Origin of the sequence: Streptomyces sp. Inha503, from assembly GCF_047215865.1 — a bacterium.
Classification (GTDB): domain Bacteria; phylum Actinomycetota; class Actinomycetes; order Streptomycetales; family Streptomycetaceae; genus Streptomyces; species Streptomyces lycopersici.
This window is the reverse complement of the sequence record NZ_CP178360.1, coordinates 7,716,662-7,731,668: the sequence shown is the minus strand read 5'-3', so window position 1 is coordinate 7,731,668 and position 15,007 is coordinate 7,716,662. Positions and strand designations below refer to the sequence as shown.

Below are 15,007 nucleotides of genomic sequence, written 5' to 3'. Positions count from 1 at the left end.
ACGGGGAGCACGCCATGTCCGACGCCACCTCAACCGACCCCATCACCGGCCAGGCCGACATACCCTCCCTCCCGGAGCCGCGGGTACGGGAGCGGCCCGCGCGCAACGTCAGCGGCGGGCTGGCCCTGCTCGGGGGCCTGGCCGGACTCGCGGGCGGCGTCGGGCTGATCCTCGCGGGCGCCGCCGTCGCCGCCGAACACAAGGGCGCCTGGTCCACGCTGCTGATCGTCTCCGGCATCGTGGTGATCATCGCCGCGATCCTCACCATGTGCGGCCTCAACACCATCGCTCCCGGCGAGGCCCGGGTGGTCCAGCTCTTCGGCCGCTACCGCGGCACCATCCGCACCGACGGGCTGCGCTGGGTGAACCCGCTCACCAGCCGGGAGAAGATCTCCACCCGGGTGCGCAACCACGAGACCGCGGTGCTCAAGGTCAACGACGCCTACGGCAACCCGATCGAGCTCGCCGCGGTCGTCGTCTGGAAGGTCGAGGACACCGCCCAGGCGATGTTCGAGGTGGACGACTTCCTGGAGTTCGTCGCCACCCAGACCGAGGCCGCCGTCCGGCACATCGCCATCGAGTACCCGTACGACGCCCATGAGGAAGGCGCCCTCTCACTGCGCGGCAACGCCGAGGAGATCACCGAGAAGCTCGCGATCGAACTGCACGCCCGGGTCGAGGCGGCCGGGGTCCGCATCATCGAATCCCGCTTCACCCACCTCGCCTACGCCCCGGAGATCGCCTCCGCGATGCTCCAGCGCCAGCAGGCGGGCGCGGTGGTGGCCGCGCGCCGGCAGATCGTGGACGGCGCGGTCGGCATGGTCGAGGCGGCGCTGGCCCGGATCTCCGAGGAGGAGATCGTGGCGCTGGACGAGGAGCGCAAGGCCGCGATGGTCAGCAATCTGATGGTGGTGCTCTGCGGGGACCGCTCCCCGCAGCCCGTTCTGAACACCGGCACGCTGTACCAGTGACGGACGAGAGCGGACGCAAGGCGCGGCAGCCGCGGCAGCGCAAACAGATGCTGCTGCGGCTCGACCCGGCCGTCCATGACGCCCTCGCGCGCTGGGCCAACGACGAACTGCGCAGCGCCAACGCGCAGATCGAGTTCCTGCTGCGCAAGGCGCTCGCGGACGCGGGCCGGCTGCCCGGCGCGGCGCGGCCGATCCCGCGCCGGGGCCGCCCCCCGCGGCGGCCCGCCGAGGGCGCCGAGGGCGCGGACCCCACCGAGGGCCCGGAGGGCACCGGCCATGAGCCGAACCGGCCCTGATCACCTATCTGACCTGCGGTAACGCGCCCACCATCGCAGCTATACACTCCAGGTATACGCATGGTGTAGAGTGCTGGGCATGTCAATTGGCCACACCCTGCTCGGACTCCTCGAGGGCGGCCCGCGCCACGGCTATGACCTCAAGCGAGCCTTCGACGAAAGATTTGGACACGACCGCCCGCTGCACTACGGGCAGGTCTACTCGACCATGTCCCGGCTCCTGAAGAACGGCCTGGTGGAGGTCGACGGCATCGAGCACGGCGGTGGCCCGGAGCGCAAGCGCTACGCCATCACCGACGCGGGCATCACCGATGTGGAGAGCTGGCTCACCCAGCCCGAGAAGCCCGAGCCCTACCTCCAGTCGGTCCTCTACACCAAGGTCGTCATCGCCCTGCTCACCGGGCGCGACGCGGCCGATCTCCTCGACGTCCAGCGCGCCGAACATCTGCGGCTGATGCGCGATCTGACGCAGCGCAAGCGCGGCGGCGACCTCAGCGACCAACTCATCTGCGACCACGCCCTCTTCCATCTCGAGGCCGATCTGCGCTGGCTGGAACTCACCGCCGCCCGCCTCGGCCAACTCGCCAAGGCGGTGCGTTCATGACCCCGGCAGGCTCCTTGCTGATCGCCGCGTCCCTGCACAAGACGTACGGTCACACCCCCGCCCTGGACGGTGCGGACTTCTCCATCCACCCCGGCGAGGTCGTCGCCGTCATGGGCCCCTCCGGCTCGGGCAAGTCGACGCTGCTCCACTGCCTGGCCGGGATCGTGAAGCCGGACTCCGGCTCCGTCCACTACAACGGGCGCGAGCTGACCGCCCTGTCGGACGCCGAGCGCAGCGGTCTGCGCCGCGGCGAGTTCGGCTTCGTCTTCCAGTTCGGCCAGCTCGTCCCCGAGTTGAGCTGTGTGGAGAACGTCGCACTGCCGCTGCGGCTGAACGGCACCAAGCGCAAGGAGGCCGAGGCCCGGGCGTCGGCGTGGATGGAGCGGCTCGAGGTCGCCGATGTGGCGCACAAGCGGCCCGGCGAGGTCTCCGGCGGTCAGGGGCAGCGGGTCGCCGTCGCCCGGTCGCTGGTCACCGGGCCGCGGGTGCTCTTCGCCGACGAGCCGACCGGTGCGCTGGACTCGCTCAACGGCGAGCGGGTGATGGAGCTGCTGACCGAGGCCGCCCGGGAGTCCCGTACCGCCGTGGTGCTGGTCACCCATGAGGCCCGGGTCGCCGCCTACTCCGACCGCGAGGTCGTCGTCCGCGACGGCAAGGCCCGCGATATGGCAGGGGTCCGATGAGCGGCCAGGACGCCCCGGCGGAGGAGCCCCGCTCCCGTGTCTCCGTCACCCGCTGGGCCGCCGATCTGGCCATGGGCGGCCGGTTCGCGGTCACCGGCGGCCGGGAGAGCTGGGCCAGGACGATCATGACGGCGGTGGGCGTCGGCCTGGGGGTGGCGCTGCTGCTGCTGGCCTCCTCCGTCCCCACCATGTACCAGCAGCGCAACGAGCGGGGCGACGCGCGCTCCGCGCTCAGCTTCGGGGACACCGAGGTGAAGCCCGGCCCCGATACGCTCCACCTCAGCGACGCGGGCACCGAATATCGCGACCAGGACATCACGGGCATGGTCATGGCCCCCGACGGCAAGGGCACACCGCCCGTGCCGCCGGGCATCGACCGGATCCCGGCCGCCGGTGAGATGTGGGTTTCCCCGGCGCTGAAGAAGCTGCTCGACTCCGACGAGGGCAAGCTGCTCCGGGACCGTTTCCCGTACCGCGCCATCGGGGTGATCGGCGACAGCGGCCTGTCCGGCCCGTCCGATCTCGCCTACTACGCGGGGATCTCCCAGAAGGCGTTCGACAACGTCAACTCCGAGTACCACATCGACCACTGGGGCCTGGATAAGAAGGGCGAGGACCAGCCCCTGGACCCCGCGCTGCTGCTGCTGATCATCGTGGGCTGTGTGGTGCTGCTGCTGCCGGTGCTCATCTTCATCGCCACCGCGGCCCGCTTCGGCGGTGAGCGGCGCGACCGGCGGCTGGCCGCGCTGCGGCTGGTCGGCGCGGACATCCATATGACCCGGCGGATCGCCGCCGGTGAGTCGCTCTTCGGCTCCCTCCTCGGGCTCGCCGTCGGCACCGGATTGTTCCTGTTGGCGCGGGTGGTCATCGGCAGCGTCGAGGTCTGGGACATCAGCTTCTTCACCTCCGACATCGTGCCGAGCGCCCCGCTCGCCCTGGTGATCGCGGCGGCCGTGCCCGCCTCGGCCGTCATGGTCACGCTGATCGCCCTGCGCGGTATCGCCATCGAGCCGCTGGGCGTGGTCCGGAACGCCAAGCCCAAGCGCCGGCGCCTGTGGTGGCGGCTGCTGCTGCCGCTGCTGGGCATGGCCCTGCTGCTGCCGCTCGCGGGCGGTTTCGGGGCCGGCAGCGGCGGCGGCGACATGAAGGCGTACCAGGCCGCGGCCGGTGCCGTCCTGCTGCTCATCGGCATCACCGCGCTGCTGCCCTGGGTCGTCGAGGCCGTGGTGGAGCGGTTCGGCGGCCGGGGCTCGGTGCCCTGGCAGCTCGCCACCCGCCGGCTCCAGCTCAGCAGCGGCACCGCCTCGCGCGCGGTCAGCGGCATCACAGTCGCCGTCGCCGGGGCCATCGCGCTCCAGATGCTCTTCGCCAGCGTGGGGGCCCAGGACCGCGAGGACACCGGCCAGGACCCGAACCGCGCCCAGCTGATAGCGAACGTCCCGGTGAGCGACGGCGACCAGGCCCGTGACGCCTTCGCGCGGTACCGCGCGACCAAGGGCGTACGCGATCTGCTCGGTGTCACCGAGGACTACATCTCCGATGTGCGCCACAGCAAGGACGACCCGACGTCGGTCCCGGAAGAGGCCATCACCGTCGCCGACTGCCCCACGCTCCGCGAGGTGGTCCGCATCACCAGCTGTAAGAACGGCGATGTCTTCCTCATCGATTCGCAGGAGTACTACGGGGAAGGGAAGGGCTTCGCCAAACCGGGCGCCAAGGTCAACCTCGCCTACCGCGACGACGGTACGCCGGATCTGCGCAAGAAGAAGCTGTGGACGATCCCCGGCTCGGCCACGAAGGTGAAGCCCCGGCAGGACCCAACCGGAAGCGAACGCACCGGCATCTTCGCCACCCCCGGCGCCTTCGACGTCGCCGATCTGCCGGACCCCCGGGCGGCTGCCATGATCCGGCTGGACCCGAAGGTCCCGGACGGGGTCGAGTACGTGCGCAACGCCAGCGCGGCGCTCTCCCCGGCGATGGATGTCATGCCGCTCAGCAGCACCTCGCAGTCGGATGAGTTCCAGGTCATCCGCAAGGCCCTGTTCATCGGCGCCACCGCGACCCTGCTGCTCATCGGGGCCAGCATGATCGTGACCACTCTGGAGCAGCTCCGCGAACGCAAGCGGCTGCTGTCCGTCCTGGTCGCCTTCGGCACCCGGCGCACCACGCTCAGCTGGTCCGTGCTCTGGCAGACCGCGGTCCCGGTGGCGCTGGGGCTGGCGCTGTCGATCGCGGGCGGGCTGGCGCTGGGCGTGCTGCTGCTGAAGATGGTCGGCCAGCCGCTGGCCGTGGACTGGACCGGGCTCGGCACCATGACCGGTGTCGGCGGTGGGGTCATCCTGCTGGTGACCCTGGTCAGCCTGCCGCCGCTGTGGCGGATGATGCGGCCGGAGGGTCTGCGGACGGAGTAGGCCCGGCCGCCCCCACCCGGTGCCGGGGACCGTTCCCACCTGCGGAAACGATCCCCGGCGCCGGGTTTTCGGCGATTATGCCACCCGTGTGGGTGATTCCCGGCAGACGGACACACATAGATCGGCGCCGAGGTCACCCTGGACGCGGCCGAGTTGCTGGCGGCCGGACAGCGCAAAGGCTGACCCGCTCACCCTTTGGCAATACGCACCGGCAGCGGACGCAGCGCCTCCCGTAGCGCCTCCGCGAACGCCTCGAACTCCTCCGTGCGCGCCGCACCCGCCCGCATGGCCAGGGCTATCCGGCGAGCCGGCGCCGGATCGGCGAAGTCGCCGGTGGCCAGGTGGTCGTTGCGCGCGGTCTCCACCCGGAGCGCGGTGCGCGGCAGCAGCGTCACCCCGAGCCCGCCCGCGACCAGCTGCACCAGGGTGGAGAGCCCGGCGGCGCTGGTGGTCACCGGGGCGCCCTCGGTGCGGCCCGCCTCACGGCAGATGTCCAGCGCCTGATCGCGCAGGCAGTGGCCCTCGTCGAGCAGCAGCAGATCCAGCTCCTTGAGCGCCTCGCGCGGGATGTCATCGCGCCCGCCCAGCCAGTGGTCCCGCGGGGTGACCAGCACGAAGTCCTCGTCGAACAGCGGCAATTCGACCACCCCGGGCGCGCCGAGCGGCACCGCGAGCAGCAGCAGATCCAGCCGGCCGTGGGCCAGCCCGTCCAGCAGCGAGGCGGTCTGCTCCTCGTGCACCTGGAGATCGAGCCGGGGGTAGCGCTGATGCACCAGCCGCAGCACGGTCGGCAGCAGATACGGCGCCACGGTCGGGATCACCCCGAGCCGCAGCACACCGGTGAAGGGCGCCCGTGCCGCCTCGGCCTCCTCCAGCAGCTCCCCGACCGCTTCGAGCACGGTGCGTGCACGGGCAGCCAGCCGCTCCCCCGCCGGACTGAGCAGCACCTTGCGCGTCGTACGCTCGAGCAGCTGGACACCGAGTGCCTCCTCAAGCGCCGCGACGGCGCCCGAGAGCGCGGGCTGGCTCATCCCGATGGCGGCCGCGGCATCGCGGAAGTGCAGCTGCTCCGCGACCGCCACAAAGGCCCTGAGCTGGGAAATGCTCGGCTGGCGCGGTTTGCCGGGCAGTGTGGGTGATGCGGCCACTGATAGCCACCTCCAATCAACCTCACCGAGTGTAGCTATTTCACTGATCAATGCACTCTGTGCCAGGGTGGAACCGTCCAACCCCAGGAAAACCCGGACGACCGGGTCTTTCCTATGCGAAAGCTGCAAGGAGTGCGCGTGCTCACCGTCGGTGACAAGTTCCCCGAGTACGATCTGACCGCCTGCGTGTCGCTGGAGAGCGGCAAGGAGTTCGAGCAGATCAACCACAAGACCTACGAGGGCAAGTGGCGCGTAGTTTTCGCCTGGCCGAAAGACTTCACATTCGTGTGCCCGACCGAGATCGCGGCCTTCGGCAAGCTGAACGACGAGTTCGCCGACCGTGACGCCCAGGTCCTGGGCTTCTCCGGCGACTCCGAGTTCGTCCACCACGCCTGGCGCAAGGACCACCCGGACCTGCGCGACCTGCCGTTCCCGATGCTGGCCGACTCCAAGCACGAGCTGATGCGCGACCTCGGCATCGAGGGCGAGGACGGCTTCGCGCAGCGCGCCGTGTTCATCGTGGACCAGAACAACGAGATCCAGTTCACCATGGTGACGGCCGGTTCCGTGGGCCGTAACCCCAAGGAGGTCCTGCGGGTGCTGGACGCCCTCCAGACCGATGAGCTGTGCCCCTGCAACTGGAGCAAGGGCGATGACACCCTGGACCCGGTGGCCCTCCTCTCCGGAGAGTGAGCTGATTCGCCATGGCACTCGATGAGCTGAAGTCCGCGCTGCCGGACTACGCCAAGGACCTCAAGCTGAACCTCGGTTCGGTGATCGGCAACTCGGAGCTTCCGCGGCAGCAGCTGTGGGGCACCGTGCTGGCCTGCGCGATCGCCTCGCGTTCGGCGCGCGTGCTGACCGAGCTGGAGCCGGAGGCCAAGGCCAACCTCTCGCCGGAGGCGTACACCGCCGCCAAGTCGGCGGCCGCCATCATGGCGATGAACAACGTCTACTACCGGACCCGGCATCTGCTGTCCGACCCGGAGTACGGCAACCTGCGCGCGGGGCTGCGGATGAACGTCATCGGCAACCCGGGCGTGGAGAAGGTCGACTTCGAGCTGTGGTCGCTGGCCGTGTCCGCGATCAACGGCTGCGGAATGTGCCTCGACTCGCATGAGCAGGTGCTCCGCAAGGCGGGCGTGGACCGCGAGACGATCCAGGAAGCCTTCAAGATCGCCTCGGTGCTCCAGGCTGTCGGCGCCACCCTGGACGCCGAGGGCGTCCTGGCCGCGGGCGGCTGACGCACACGTCGTGGAAGACCCGAAGGGCGCCCCACCAATCGGTGGGGCGCCCTTCGGCGTTCGTTCATCCGGCCATGGCACCGGCCATGGCACCGGCCCGGATCATCGGTCCCCGCCCTCCCCGGGCGGCAGGCCCGGCGGCGCGGTGGGCGCCGTACCGGAGGCGGTGGCGCCGTGCGGCCCGGGGACGGCGCGCATCGCGTTCTCCTGGCTGTAGCCGCGCAAGTAGACGACGACCGTATTGGCGACCGCCACCAGCGGAACGGCCACCACCGCGCCGCCGATGCCGCCGATCAGCGAACCGGCCGCGACCGAGAGCACCACCGCCAGCGGATGGACCCGCACCGCCCGGCCGAGGATGAACGGCTGGAGCACATGGCCCTCGATCTGCTGGACGGCCAGCACCACGATCAGCACCATCGCGCCCGTGAACACGCCCTGGGTGACCAGCGCCACGACCACCGCGAGCGCGCCGGAGACCACCGCGCCCACCAGCGGGATGAAGGCGAAGAGGAAGATGAAGACGGCCAGTGGCACGGCCATCGGCACATCGAGGAAGAACAGACCCACGCCGATGAAGATCGCGTCGATCAGCGCCACGATCACCGTGCCGCGCACATACGCGGTCAGCGTCGACCAGGCGCGCGGGCCCGCGCCCGCCACGCCCTCGCGGGCCTGGGCGGGGACCAGCTTGAGGGTCCAGTTCCAGATCTTCGGGCCGTCGTACAGCAGGAAGAGCGTGGAGAACATCGTCAGCAGGATGCCCGTCAGCACCTCTACGACGACCGTGACGCCCTCCAGCCCCGCCGAGGTGATCTGCTCGGTGTTGGCGCCGACCGCCTCGCGCAGGCTCTTGGCCACATGGTTGATCTGCTTCTCGGTCACATGGAACGGGCTGTGCAGCAGCCAGCGCCGCAGATCGTCGATACCGGCCTGGACCTCGCCCGAGACCTCGTCGACGTTCTCCATGACCTGCCAGACCACGAACCACACGACCAGGCCCATGACGACGAAGCCGGCGATGAAGGTGAGCGCGGTGGCCAGTCCGCGCGGCACACCGCGCCGGCGCAGCCGGGTGACGGTGGGCTCCAGCAGCGCGGTGATGAGGATCGCGACGGTGAAGGACAGCACCACCAGCTGGACGGAGCTGATGACCCGCATGAGCACCCACACCGTGCCGCCCAGCACCAGCAGCCGCCAGGCCGCCTCGGCTGCCACGCGGACGCCCCAGGGCACGGCGGCCACCGGATCGGGTCTGGCGGAGACGGCGGGGGCGTAGGCGGGCGGGGCGGGCACACTGGCCGGCTGCTCCGGCCGGGCGGTCTCGCCCTCCCCCGCGGCGCCCTCGGGGGTCCCGGCGCCCTCGGGGGTCCCGGGGCTCTCCGGGGTCCCGGCGCCCTCCGGGGTCCCGGGGCTGGGGCTCCCCGGGCTCTTTTCGGGCCCCGGTCCGGCCCCCAGTTCAGGTCCCCGTTCGGGCCCCGATGGCGTCCGCGGGCCGGTGCCACCGTCGCCCTCGCGCCCCCGCATCTCGGCCTGTTGGGATTCGAGCCGGTGGGCGAGCCGGGTAAGTCCGGTTCCCAGCCTGCCGACCCACTGCGGCAATTTGGACATTTTTCGTTTCCTACCCCCGGTTTCCCCCTAGGCAGTCAAGGAGACGTTACCTGCTGAGGATGCGCGAAACCCCCGACCTGAGCCGGGGGTTTCGTGAAGCGTTCGATCCTGTGCCGCTACCGGGCGGGGCCCGGTGGAACCGGCTCAGTAGTGGCCGTTGGCCTGCCAGAACGACCAAGCGTCACACGGGCTGCCGTAGCGCTCGTTCATGTAGTTCAGGCCCCACTTGATCTGGGTGGCCGGGTTGGTCTGCCAGTCGGCGCCCGCCGAGGCCATCTTGCCGGCCGGCAGCGCCTGCACCAGGCCGTAGGCACCCGACGAGGGGTTGGTGGCCTTGTAGTTCCAGGTGGACTCGTGGTCCACGATGTTGCTGAAGCACTGGAACTGACCGCTCGGCACGATCTGCCGTGCCATCGCCTGGACCTCGGCCACGGTGTACGAAGCCTGCTGGGGGAAGCTGGAGGCGTCACGCGAGGCCGAACGGCTCGCGATCTCCTTCTTCTCCTTGGCCTCGCGCTCCTTGGCCAGCTTCTCGGCGGCTGCCTTGTCCGCGGCGACCTTCTTGGCCTTCGCGTCCTTGGCCGCCTGCTTGCGGGCTGCTTCCTCTGCGGACTTGCGCGCCTCCGCGTCGGCCGCGGTGGACTGGACGTCCGCCTGCTGCGTCAGGGATGCGGTCTGCGCGACGGCCTGCTGCCCAGCAGGGATGTCCGCAAGGAGCGTCGAATCGGCGGCGGTCGCCTCGATCGGGTCGGACGAGCCCTGCTGCTGCTGTCCGCCCGCGGCGACGCCGACGACGGCGCCCACAGTGGTGACCGCGGTGGCCGAAGCCACTGCGAATCCCCGGACCGAAATCCGGCTCACTCGGTTTCCTTCCAGCATCGCCCGCTTAGGTGACCTCGCGGGCGCAATCGTGCCCCTGGCGCTGGCCTCCCCTTGTTCCGTCCCCGGTGGTGCGATGGGGTCGACTGGTCACGGGAGGCACGGGCCCGGTGGGAACCTCCCGCGGGAGATCCTCGAGGTGCTCGGGCGGCATACGGCGAACGCTGTTTAGTTCTGATACTGCTGTTGCTCGGTACCGCTGGGGGTACTGGTGTGCCGTATGCGGGGCCTGACAGAACCCACACACTGCCGGACGCGGAGCCCCCTAGGCAATTCCCCGCCAGGTGTGAAAGCTCACATCCTGTTTACGCCCTAGGATTTCTGGAAATCCCCACGCACCAAGACGCCGCGCGGCTAAGCTCGTTGGCCTTTCCGCGCGGCGTCCTGTGGCCGCAAACGACTCAACCGGCTCAGATGTGGCCGTCCTCCAGCATTTCGGTCACCAGCGCCGCGATCGGCGAACGCTCGGAGCGGGTCAGGGTGACGTGCGCGAACAGCGGATGCCCCTTCAGCTTCTCGACGACCGCCACCACACCGTCGTACCGCCCGACGCGGAGGTTGTCCCGCTGCGCCACATCGTGGGTGAGCACCACCCGGGAGTTGGCGCCGATCCGGGACAACACGGTGAGCAGCACGTTCCTCTCCAGCGACTGGGCCTCGTCGACGATGACGAAGGCGTCATGGAGCGAGCGGCCGCGGATGTGCGTCAGCGGCAGCACCTCCAGCATGCCGCGCCCCACGACCTCCTCGATCACCTCGGCGCTGGTCACCGCGGACAGGGTGTCGAAGACCGCCTGCGCCCAAGGGCTCATCTTCTCGGCCTCGGTGCCGGGCAGATAGCCCAACTCCTGGCCGCCCACCGCGTACAGCGGGCGGAAGATCATCACCTTGCGGTGCTGACGCCGCTCCAGCACGGCCTCGAGCCCCGCGCACAGCGCCAGCGCCGACTTGCCCGTACCGGCCCGGCCGCCCATCGAGATGATGCCGACCTCCGGGTCGAGCAGCAGGTCCAGGGCGATGCGCTGCTCAGCGCTGCGCCCGTGGATGCCGAACGCCTCGCGGTCGCCGCGCACCAGCCGCACCTGGCCGTCCGGGGTGACCCGGCCCAGCGCGTTACCGCGCTCGGACTGGAGCACCAGGCCCGTGTGCACGGGCAGTCCGGCCGCCTCGGGGACGTACGCCGTCTCGGCGGCGAACAGGTCGTCCACCTGTTCGGCCGGGACGGCGAGCTCCGTCATCCCGGTCCAGCCCGAGTCGGTGATCGCCAGCTCCGCGCGGTACTCCTCGGCGAGCAGGCCCACCGAGGACGCCTTGATGCGCAGCGGCAGGTCCTTGGAGACGACCGTGACGTCGTACCCCTCGGCCTGGAGGTTTCTGGCGACCGCGAGGATCCGCGAGTCGTTGTCCCCCACCTTGCCGCCGTGGTTCAGGAAGGCGGCGGGGAGGATGCCCGGGTCGGAGTGGTTGAGCTCGACACGCAGGGTGCCGCCCAGTTCCCCGATCGGGATCGGAGCGTCCAGACGGCCGTAACGGATGCGGTACTCGTCCAGCAGGCGGAGCGCCTGCCGTGCGAAGTACCCGAGCTCCGGGTGGTGCCGCTTGGCCTCCAGTTCCGTGACCACCACGACCGGCAGCACGACTTCGTGCTCGTCGAAGCGGGCCATGGCATTGGGGTCGGCCAGCAGGACGCTGGTGTCGAGGACATAGGTGCGCCGGTCGTGCTCGCGGCGTTTCTTGCTGGTCACCACGGGTGGACGAACCCCCTCGGGAGAGGTTGGGGTGCGACGGCGTCGCGGGAGTGAGGTATCCCCGCCGTAGACGGGGAACGGACCGGGCTCAGGCCCCACTGGGAGGGCCGAGCGCCGGCCCTCCGCGTCATACGCACGATCCGCACAGTCGTCCGTGTGCAAAGGGCCTCCCGGGCGAACGGCCCGATGCCGTCCGCTGGCAGTTCGACGCCCAACTGGACAGGTGGGACAGGGCGTCGACCTGGAAGGGATATTCCCTCGAACGTGCGGGGGCATGCAACGGCATATGACGGCGCGGATATGAACGTTGTGGAACCGGCGTGCTACACGGCCCGGGGCCGGACGCCGGCCGGCGTCCGGCCCCGGGCCGGTGAACTGCGGTGCTACTGACCGGAACTAGTTGCCGTACCTGCGATGACGGGCGGCGTAGTCGCGCAGCGCGCGGAGGAAGTCGACCTTGCGGAAGGCGGGCCAGAAAACTTCACAGAAGTAGTACTCCGAATGGGCACTCTGCCACAGCATGAAGCCCGAGAGCCGCTGCTCACCGCTGGTGCGGATCACCAGGTCCGGATCGGGCTGCCCGCGGGTGTACAGGTGTTCGGAGATGAGGTCGATGTCGACGACCTCGGCGAGCTCCTCGAACGAGGTGCCCTTGGTGGCGTGGTCCAGCAGCAGCGACCGCACCGCGTCGGCGATCTCCTGCCGTCCGCCGTACCCGACGGCCACGTTGACCAGTATTCCGTCGATGTGCTCGGTGTCCCGCTCGGCCTCCTTGAGGACCGTCTGGGTGCCGGAGGGCAGCAGATCGCGGTTGCCGACGTGGTGCACCCGCCAGCGGCCGTCGGCGGCCAGATCGCGGACCGCGCCCTCGATGATGCTCAGGAGCGGTACCAGCTCCATCTCGGGGCGGTCCAGATTGTCGGTGGAGAGCAGCCAGAGCGTGACGACCTCGACGTCCGTCTCGCTGCACCAGCCGAGCAGCTCCTGGATCTTGCTGGCGCCCGCCTTGTGGCCCTGCTCGGCGGTGCCGCCCGCGGCGCGGGCCCAGCGGCGGTTGCCGTCGAGGATGACTCCGATGTGCTTGGGCACCTGGGCGTGATCGAGGCGGCCTTCCACCCGGCGTGCGTAGAGCCCGTACACCAGGTCGCGCAACTTCACGTCTTCCAGCCCCTCAGTGCTTCACATGGCTCGCCATGGCAGTCCGCCCCAAGGCCGACACCCTACTGCGGGGCGGGGGGACTGGCTAACCGGGGCGACCGAATGATCGCGTCCGGTCACGCTTCGTAGCCGACCGTGTGGGAACCGTATGGGATACGTACCGCCCGTTTGAGCCCCAGAAGCCCGAAAATAGAGCGGGCCGGTCCGTGGGGGGGAGTACGGACCGGCCCGAGGGGGGGTTTCCACCATAACGCTTCGTGAGGGGATGTCCATGCATCTCGGCGGGGCGGGCCCGCCGCGCGCCGATGTCATCCGGCGCCGAGCGCCCCCAGCACCAGTCCGGCGCCCGCCCCGAGGATCATGAACGGGCCGAACGCCATCGCGGTCTTGCGCCCGGCCCGCCGGGTCAGCACCAGGCCCACGGCGCAGCAGGAGCCCAGCAGCAGCCCGGCGAGGGCGCCCACGAAGAGCACGTCCCAGCCGTACCAGCCGAGGGCGACCCCGAGGGTCAGCGCCAGCTTGACGTCGCCGAACCCCATCCCGCTCGGGCTGATCAGGAACAGCACCAGATACGCCCCGCCCAGCACCGCGCCGCCCAGCAGCGCCCGCGGCCAGGACCCGGCGCTGTGCGGCAGCAGCGCCGCCGCGCCGAGCAGCGCCGCGGCCCCGCCCGCCATGGGCAGGGTGAGGACGTCCGGCAGCCGGTTGACCGCCAGGTCCACGGCGGTGAGCAGCACCCCGAGCGGCGCCAGCAGCAGCCACACGGCCAGCTCGGGGCGCGCGCCGACGGCCGCCGCCAGGCCCGCGCACACCAGCGCGGTGAGCACGGCGGCGAGCACCGGGCCCGTCCCGTAGTCCCGCTCGCCGTCCCGGCAGCCGGCGCAGCGGGCGGGGCCCAGCCAGCCGCGCGCCGGGCCGGTGAGCGCGTGCCCGCGCGGACAGGCGCCGCGCCAGGGCTCCTCCGGCTCGACGGCCAGCCGGTAGAGCGGGCGCGGTACGAGCAGCCCGGCGGCCGCGCCGTACGCGGCGGCGAGCACGATCAGCAGCGGTTGCACGGGCCGAGCCTACGGAAGCGCCCGGCCGGTGGAACACTGCCGGGACGGGCGGACGGCGCGGAACGGGCGCACGGCGTGGAACGGGCGCACGGCGTGGAACGGGCGGAGGGGCGCGGGTCATGGGGCGCTGGCGGGACGGTACGGGGACGCTGCGCGTGGTGGGCGGCGCGGACGGCGGTCCGGGCGGCGGGGCTGCTGTCGGCTCGAACGACGCGAAGGAGGACCCGGGGGGCGCGGCGGGCAGTGCCGGGCGTGCGGAGGACGGCGCGGGCGGCGTGGCGGGCGGCGCGGGGCGTGCGGAGGGGATTCCGCTCACCATCGCCGCCTCCTACCGCGCCCGCGCCCGCGGGCTGCTCGGCCGGGACGGGCTGACCGGCGCGCTCCTGCTCACCCCCGCGAGCGGGGTGCACACCTTCCGGATGCGGTTCGCCATCGACGTCGCCTATCTGGACCGGCACCTCACCGTGCTGGACGTCCACACGCTGCGCCCCGGGCGGCTCGGGCGGCCCCGGCTGCGGTCCCGCCATGTGCTGGAGGCGGAGGCGGGCGCGTTGGAGCGCTGGGGCGTGCGGCGGGGCGTGCGCATCGTGATCGCCCCCAGCCCTTCAGCCCCGCCGCCTCCTTCTGTACGCTGACGTCCAGGTGCCATGGTTGGGGCACCCTCGATCGGTCATGGTCGGGACACCCTCGATCGCGGTCGAGATCATCGAGGTAGAGGTATAGGGGTAGGGGTAGCACGGTGACGACCACGGGCAAGATTCTGCGTTTCGACGAGTTCCGCGGCTACGGCTTCATCGCTCCGGACGACGGTGGCGAGGACGTCTTCATGCACGCCAATGACCTGCTGGACGAGAAGCACCTGTTCCAGCCCGGGTCCAAGGTGCGGTTCGTTCCCGAGTACGGCGACAAGGGACCCAAGGCTTCCGAGGTGCGCGTTGTCGAGCGCGCCGCGCCGGTCGTACGGCCCTCCGCCGGTCCGGACGGCGACGACACCATGTGCGACGTGCTCTCGGCCGCCGAGTTCCGGCAGGAGCTCACCGAGGCACTGGTCGAGGTGGGCGGCAGTCTGACCGCCGACCAGATCAAGCAGGTGCGCAGGCGGGTCATCGAGATCGCGCAGGCGCACAACTGGATCGAATCCTGACAGCAGGCTGAGGGGCCGCTGCCGCGACGAACCGTCGCGGCAGCGGCCCTTCGGC

General features: G+C 70.9%; 15 protein-coding genes. 9 read left to right on the top strand and 6 right to left on the bottom strand.

Annotation, left to right across the window (positions count from 1 at the left end; genetic code table 11):
• The first annotated feature begins 14 nt into the window (after nucleotides 1-14).
• From ACJX2R_RS32830 to ACJX2R_RS32810, 5 genes are all read left to right on the top strand, one after another.
• Nucleotides 15-971: an SPFH domain-containing protein gene (locus tag ACJX2R_RS32830; protein WP_413103078.1), complete on the top strand. Its 957-nt coding sequence runs from the start codon at nucleotides 15-17 to the stop codon at nucleotides 969-971.
• Nucleotides 972-1,018: 47 nt separating this feature from the next.
• A complete protein-coding gene (locus tag ACJX2R_RS32825) occupies nucleotides 1,019-1,267 on the top strand; it encodes a hypothetical protein (RefSeq protein ID WP_413105997.1) in 249 nt (82 codons plus the stop codon).
• A gap of 79 nt (nucleotides 1,268-1,346) precedes the next feature.
• A complete protein-coding gene (locus ACJX2R_RS32820; protein WP_262702997.1) occupies nucleotides 1,347-1,871 on the top strand; it encodes a PadR family transcriptional regulator in 525 nt (174 codons plus the stop codon).
• Nucleotides 1,868-2,554, top strand: a complete 687-nt coding sequence (locus ACJX2R_RS32815; protein WP_413103077.1) for an ABC transporter ATP-binding protein — start codon at nucleotides 1,868-1,870, stop codon at nucleotides 2,552-2,554. The genes ACJX2R_RS32820 and ACJX2R_RS32815 overlap by 4 nt, the downstream gene beginning before the upstream one ends.
• The gene (locus ACJX2R_RS32810) at nucleotides 2,551-4,965 is read left to right on the top strand and encodes an FtsX-like permease family protein (protein WP_413103076.1); all 2,415 of its coding nucleotides are present in this window, start codon (nucleotides 2,551-2,553) and stop codon (nucleotides 4,963-4,965) included. Before ACJX2R_RS32815 ends, ACJX2R_RS32810 begins: the two co-directional genes overlap by 4 nt.
• 188 nt (nucleotides 4,966-5,153) lie before the next feature.
• On the opposite strand, the gene ACJX2R_RS32805 is transcribed toward ACJX2R_RS32810, so the two are convergent.
• Nucleotides 5,154-6,113: a hydrogen peroxide-inducible genes activator gene (locus tag ACJX2R_RS32805; protein WP_413103075.1), complete on the bottom strand. Its 960-nt coding sequence runs from the start codon at nucleotides 6,111-6,113 to the stop codon at nucleotides 5,154-5,156.
• A gap of 138 nt (nucleotides 6,114-6,251) precedes the next feature.
• Here ACJX2R_RS32805 and ACJX2R_RS32800 point away from each other — a divergent pair, with 138 nt between their 5' ends.
• Both ACJX2R_RS32800 and ACJX2R_RS32795 read left to right on the top strand, forming a co-directional pair.
• The gene (locus ACJX2R_RS32800) at nucleotides 6,252-6,806 is read left to right on the top strand and encodes a peroxiredoxin (RefSeq protein WP_262702992.1); all 555 of its coding nucleotides are present in this window, start codon (nucleotides 6,252-6,254) and stop codon (nucleotides 6,804-6,806) included.
• A gap of 11 nt (nucleotides 6,807-6,817) precedes the next feature.
• A complete protein-coding gene (locus tag ACJX2R_RS32795) occupies nucleotides 6,818-7,357 on the top strand; it encodes an alkyl hydroperoxide reductase (RefSeq protein WP_262702991.1) in 540 nt (179 codons plus the stop codon).
• A 102-nt stretch (nucleotides 7,358-7,459) separates the two neighbouring features.
• On the opposite strand, the gene ACJX2R_RS32790 is transcribed toward ACJX2R_RS32795, so the two are convergent.
• From ACJX2R_RS32790 to ACJX2R_RS32770, 5 genes are all read right to left on the bottom strand, one after another.
• Nucleotides 7,460-8,968 carry an AI-2E family transporter gene (locus tag ACJX2R_RS32790; RefSeq protein WP_413103074.1) on the bottom strand — a complete coding sequence of 503 codons (1,509 nt, stop codon included), beginning with the start codon at nucleotides 8,966-8,968 and terminating at the stop codon, nucleotides 7,460-7,462.
• Nucleotides 8,969-9,112: 144 nt separating this feature from the next.
• Nucleotides 9,113-9,847 (bottom strand): lytic transglycosylase domain-containing protein, encoded by a 735-nt coding sequence (locus tag ACJX2R_RS32785; RefSeq protein ID WP_262702989.1) that lies wholly within the window; start codon nucleotides 9,845-9,847, stop codon nucleotides 9,113-9,115.
• A 410-nt stretch (nucleotides 9,848-10,257) separates the two neighbouring features.
• Nucleotides 10,258-11,595: a PhoH family protein gene (locus ACJX2R_RS32780; RefSeq protein ID WP_262702988.1), complete on the bottom strand. Its 1,338-nt coding sequence runs from the start codon at nucleotides 11,593-11,595 to the stop codon at nucleotides 10,258-10,260.
• Between the two features lie 396 nt (nucleotides 11,596-11,991).
• The gene (locus ACJX2R_RS32775) at nucleotides 11,992-12,753 is read right to left on the bottom strand and encodes an isoprenyl transferase (protein ID WP_413103073.1); all 762 of its coding nucleotides are present in this window, start codon (nucleotides 12,751-12,753) and stop codon (nucleotides 11,992-11,994) included.
• Between the two features lie 308 nt (nucleotides 12,754-13,061).
• The gene (locus tag ACJX2R_RS32770; RefSeq protein WP_413103072.1) at nucleotides 13,062-13,808 is read right to left on the bottom strand and encodes a prepilin peptidase; all 747 of its coding nucleotides are present in this window, start codon (nucleotides 13,806-13,808) and stop codon (nucleotides 13,062-13,064) included.
• A 119-nt stretch (nucleotides 13,809-13,927) separates the two neighbouring features.
• Between ACJX2R_RS32770 and ACJX2R_RS32765 the strand changes: the two genes are divergently transcribed.
• Together ACJX2R_RS32765 and ACJX2R_RS32760 are read left to right on the top strand one after the other, a co-directional pair.
• Nucleotides 13,928-14,443 carry a DUF192 domain-containing protein gene (locus ACJX2R_RS32765; RefSeq protein ID WP_413103071.1) on the top strand — a complete coding sequence of 172 codons (516 nt, stop codon included), beginning with the start codon at nucleotides 13,928-13,930 and terminating at the stop codon, nucleotides 14,441-14,443.
• A gap of 104 nt (nucleotides 14,444-14,547) precedes the next feature.
• Nucleotides 14,548-14,952, top strand: a complete 405-nt coding sequence (locus tag ACJX2R_RS32760; protein ID WP_262702985.1) for a cold-shock protein — start codon at nucleotides 14,548-14,550, stop codon at nucleotides 14,950-14,952.
• Nucleotides 14,953-15,007: the final 55 nt, after the last annotated feature.

Excerpts from the sequence above, each read along its gene's own strand:
- ACJX2R_RS32830 (WP_413103078.1), top strand. The coding sequence starts at position 15 with ATGTCCGACGCCACCTCAACCGACCCCATCACCGGCCAGGCCGACATA.
- ACJX2R_RS32825 (WP_413105997.1), top strand. The coding sequence starts at position 1,019 with ATGCTGCTGCGGCTCGACCCGGCCGTCCATGACGCCCTCGCGCGCTGG.
- ACJX2R_RS32820 (WP_262702997.1), top strand. The coding sequence starts at position 1,347 with ATGTCAATTGGCCACACCCTGCTCGGACTCCTCGAGGGCGGCCCGCGC.
- ACJX2R_RS32815 (WP_413103077.1), top strand. The coding sequence starts at position 1,868 with ATGACCCCGGCAGGCTCCTTGCTGATCGCCGCGTCCCTGCACAAGACG.
- ACJX2R_RS32810 (WP_413103076.1), top strand. The coding sequence starts at position 2,551 with ATGAGCGGCCAGGACGCCCCGGCGGAGGAGCCCCGCTCCCGTGTCTCC.
- ACJX2R_RS32795 (WP_262702991.1), top strand. The coding sequence starts at position 6,818 with ATGGCACTCGATGAGCTGAAGTCCGCGCTGCCGGACTACGCCAAGGAC.
- ACJX2R_RS32790 (WP_413103074.1), bottom strand. The coding sequence starts at position 8,968 with ATGTCCAAATTGCCGCAGTGGGTCGGCAGGCTGGGAACCGGACTTACC.
- ACJX2R_RS32785 (WP_262702989.1), bottom strand. The coding sequence starts at position 9,847 with ATGCTGGAAGGAAACCGAGTGAGCCGGATTTCGGTCCGGGGATTCGCA.
- ACJX2R_RS32765 (WP_413103071.1), top strand. The coding sequence starts at position 13,928 with ATGGGGCGCTGGCGGGACGGTACGGGGACGCTGCGCGTGGTGGGCGGC.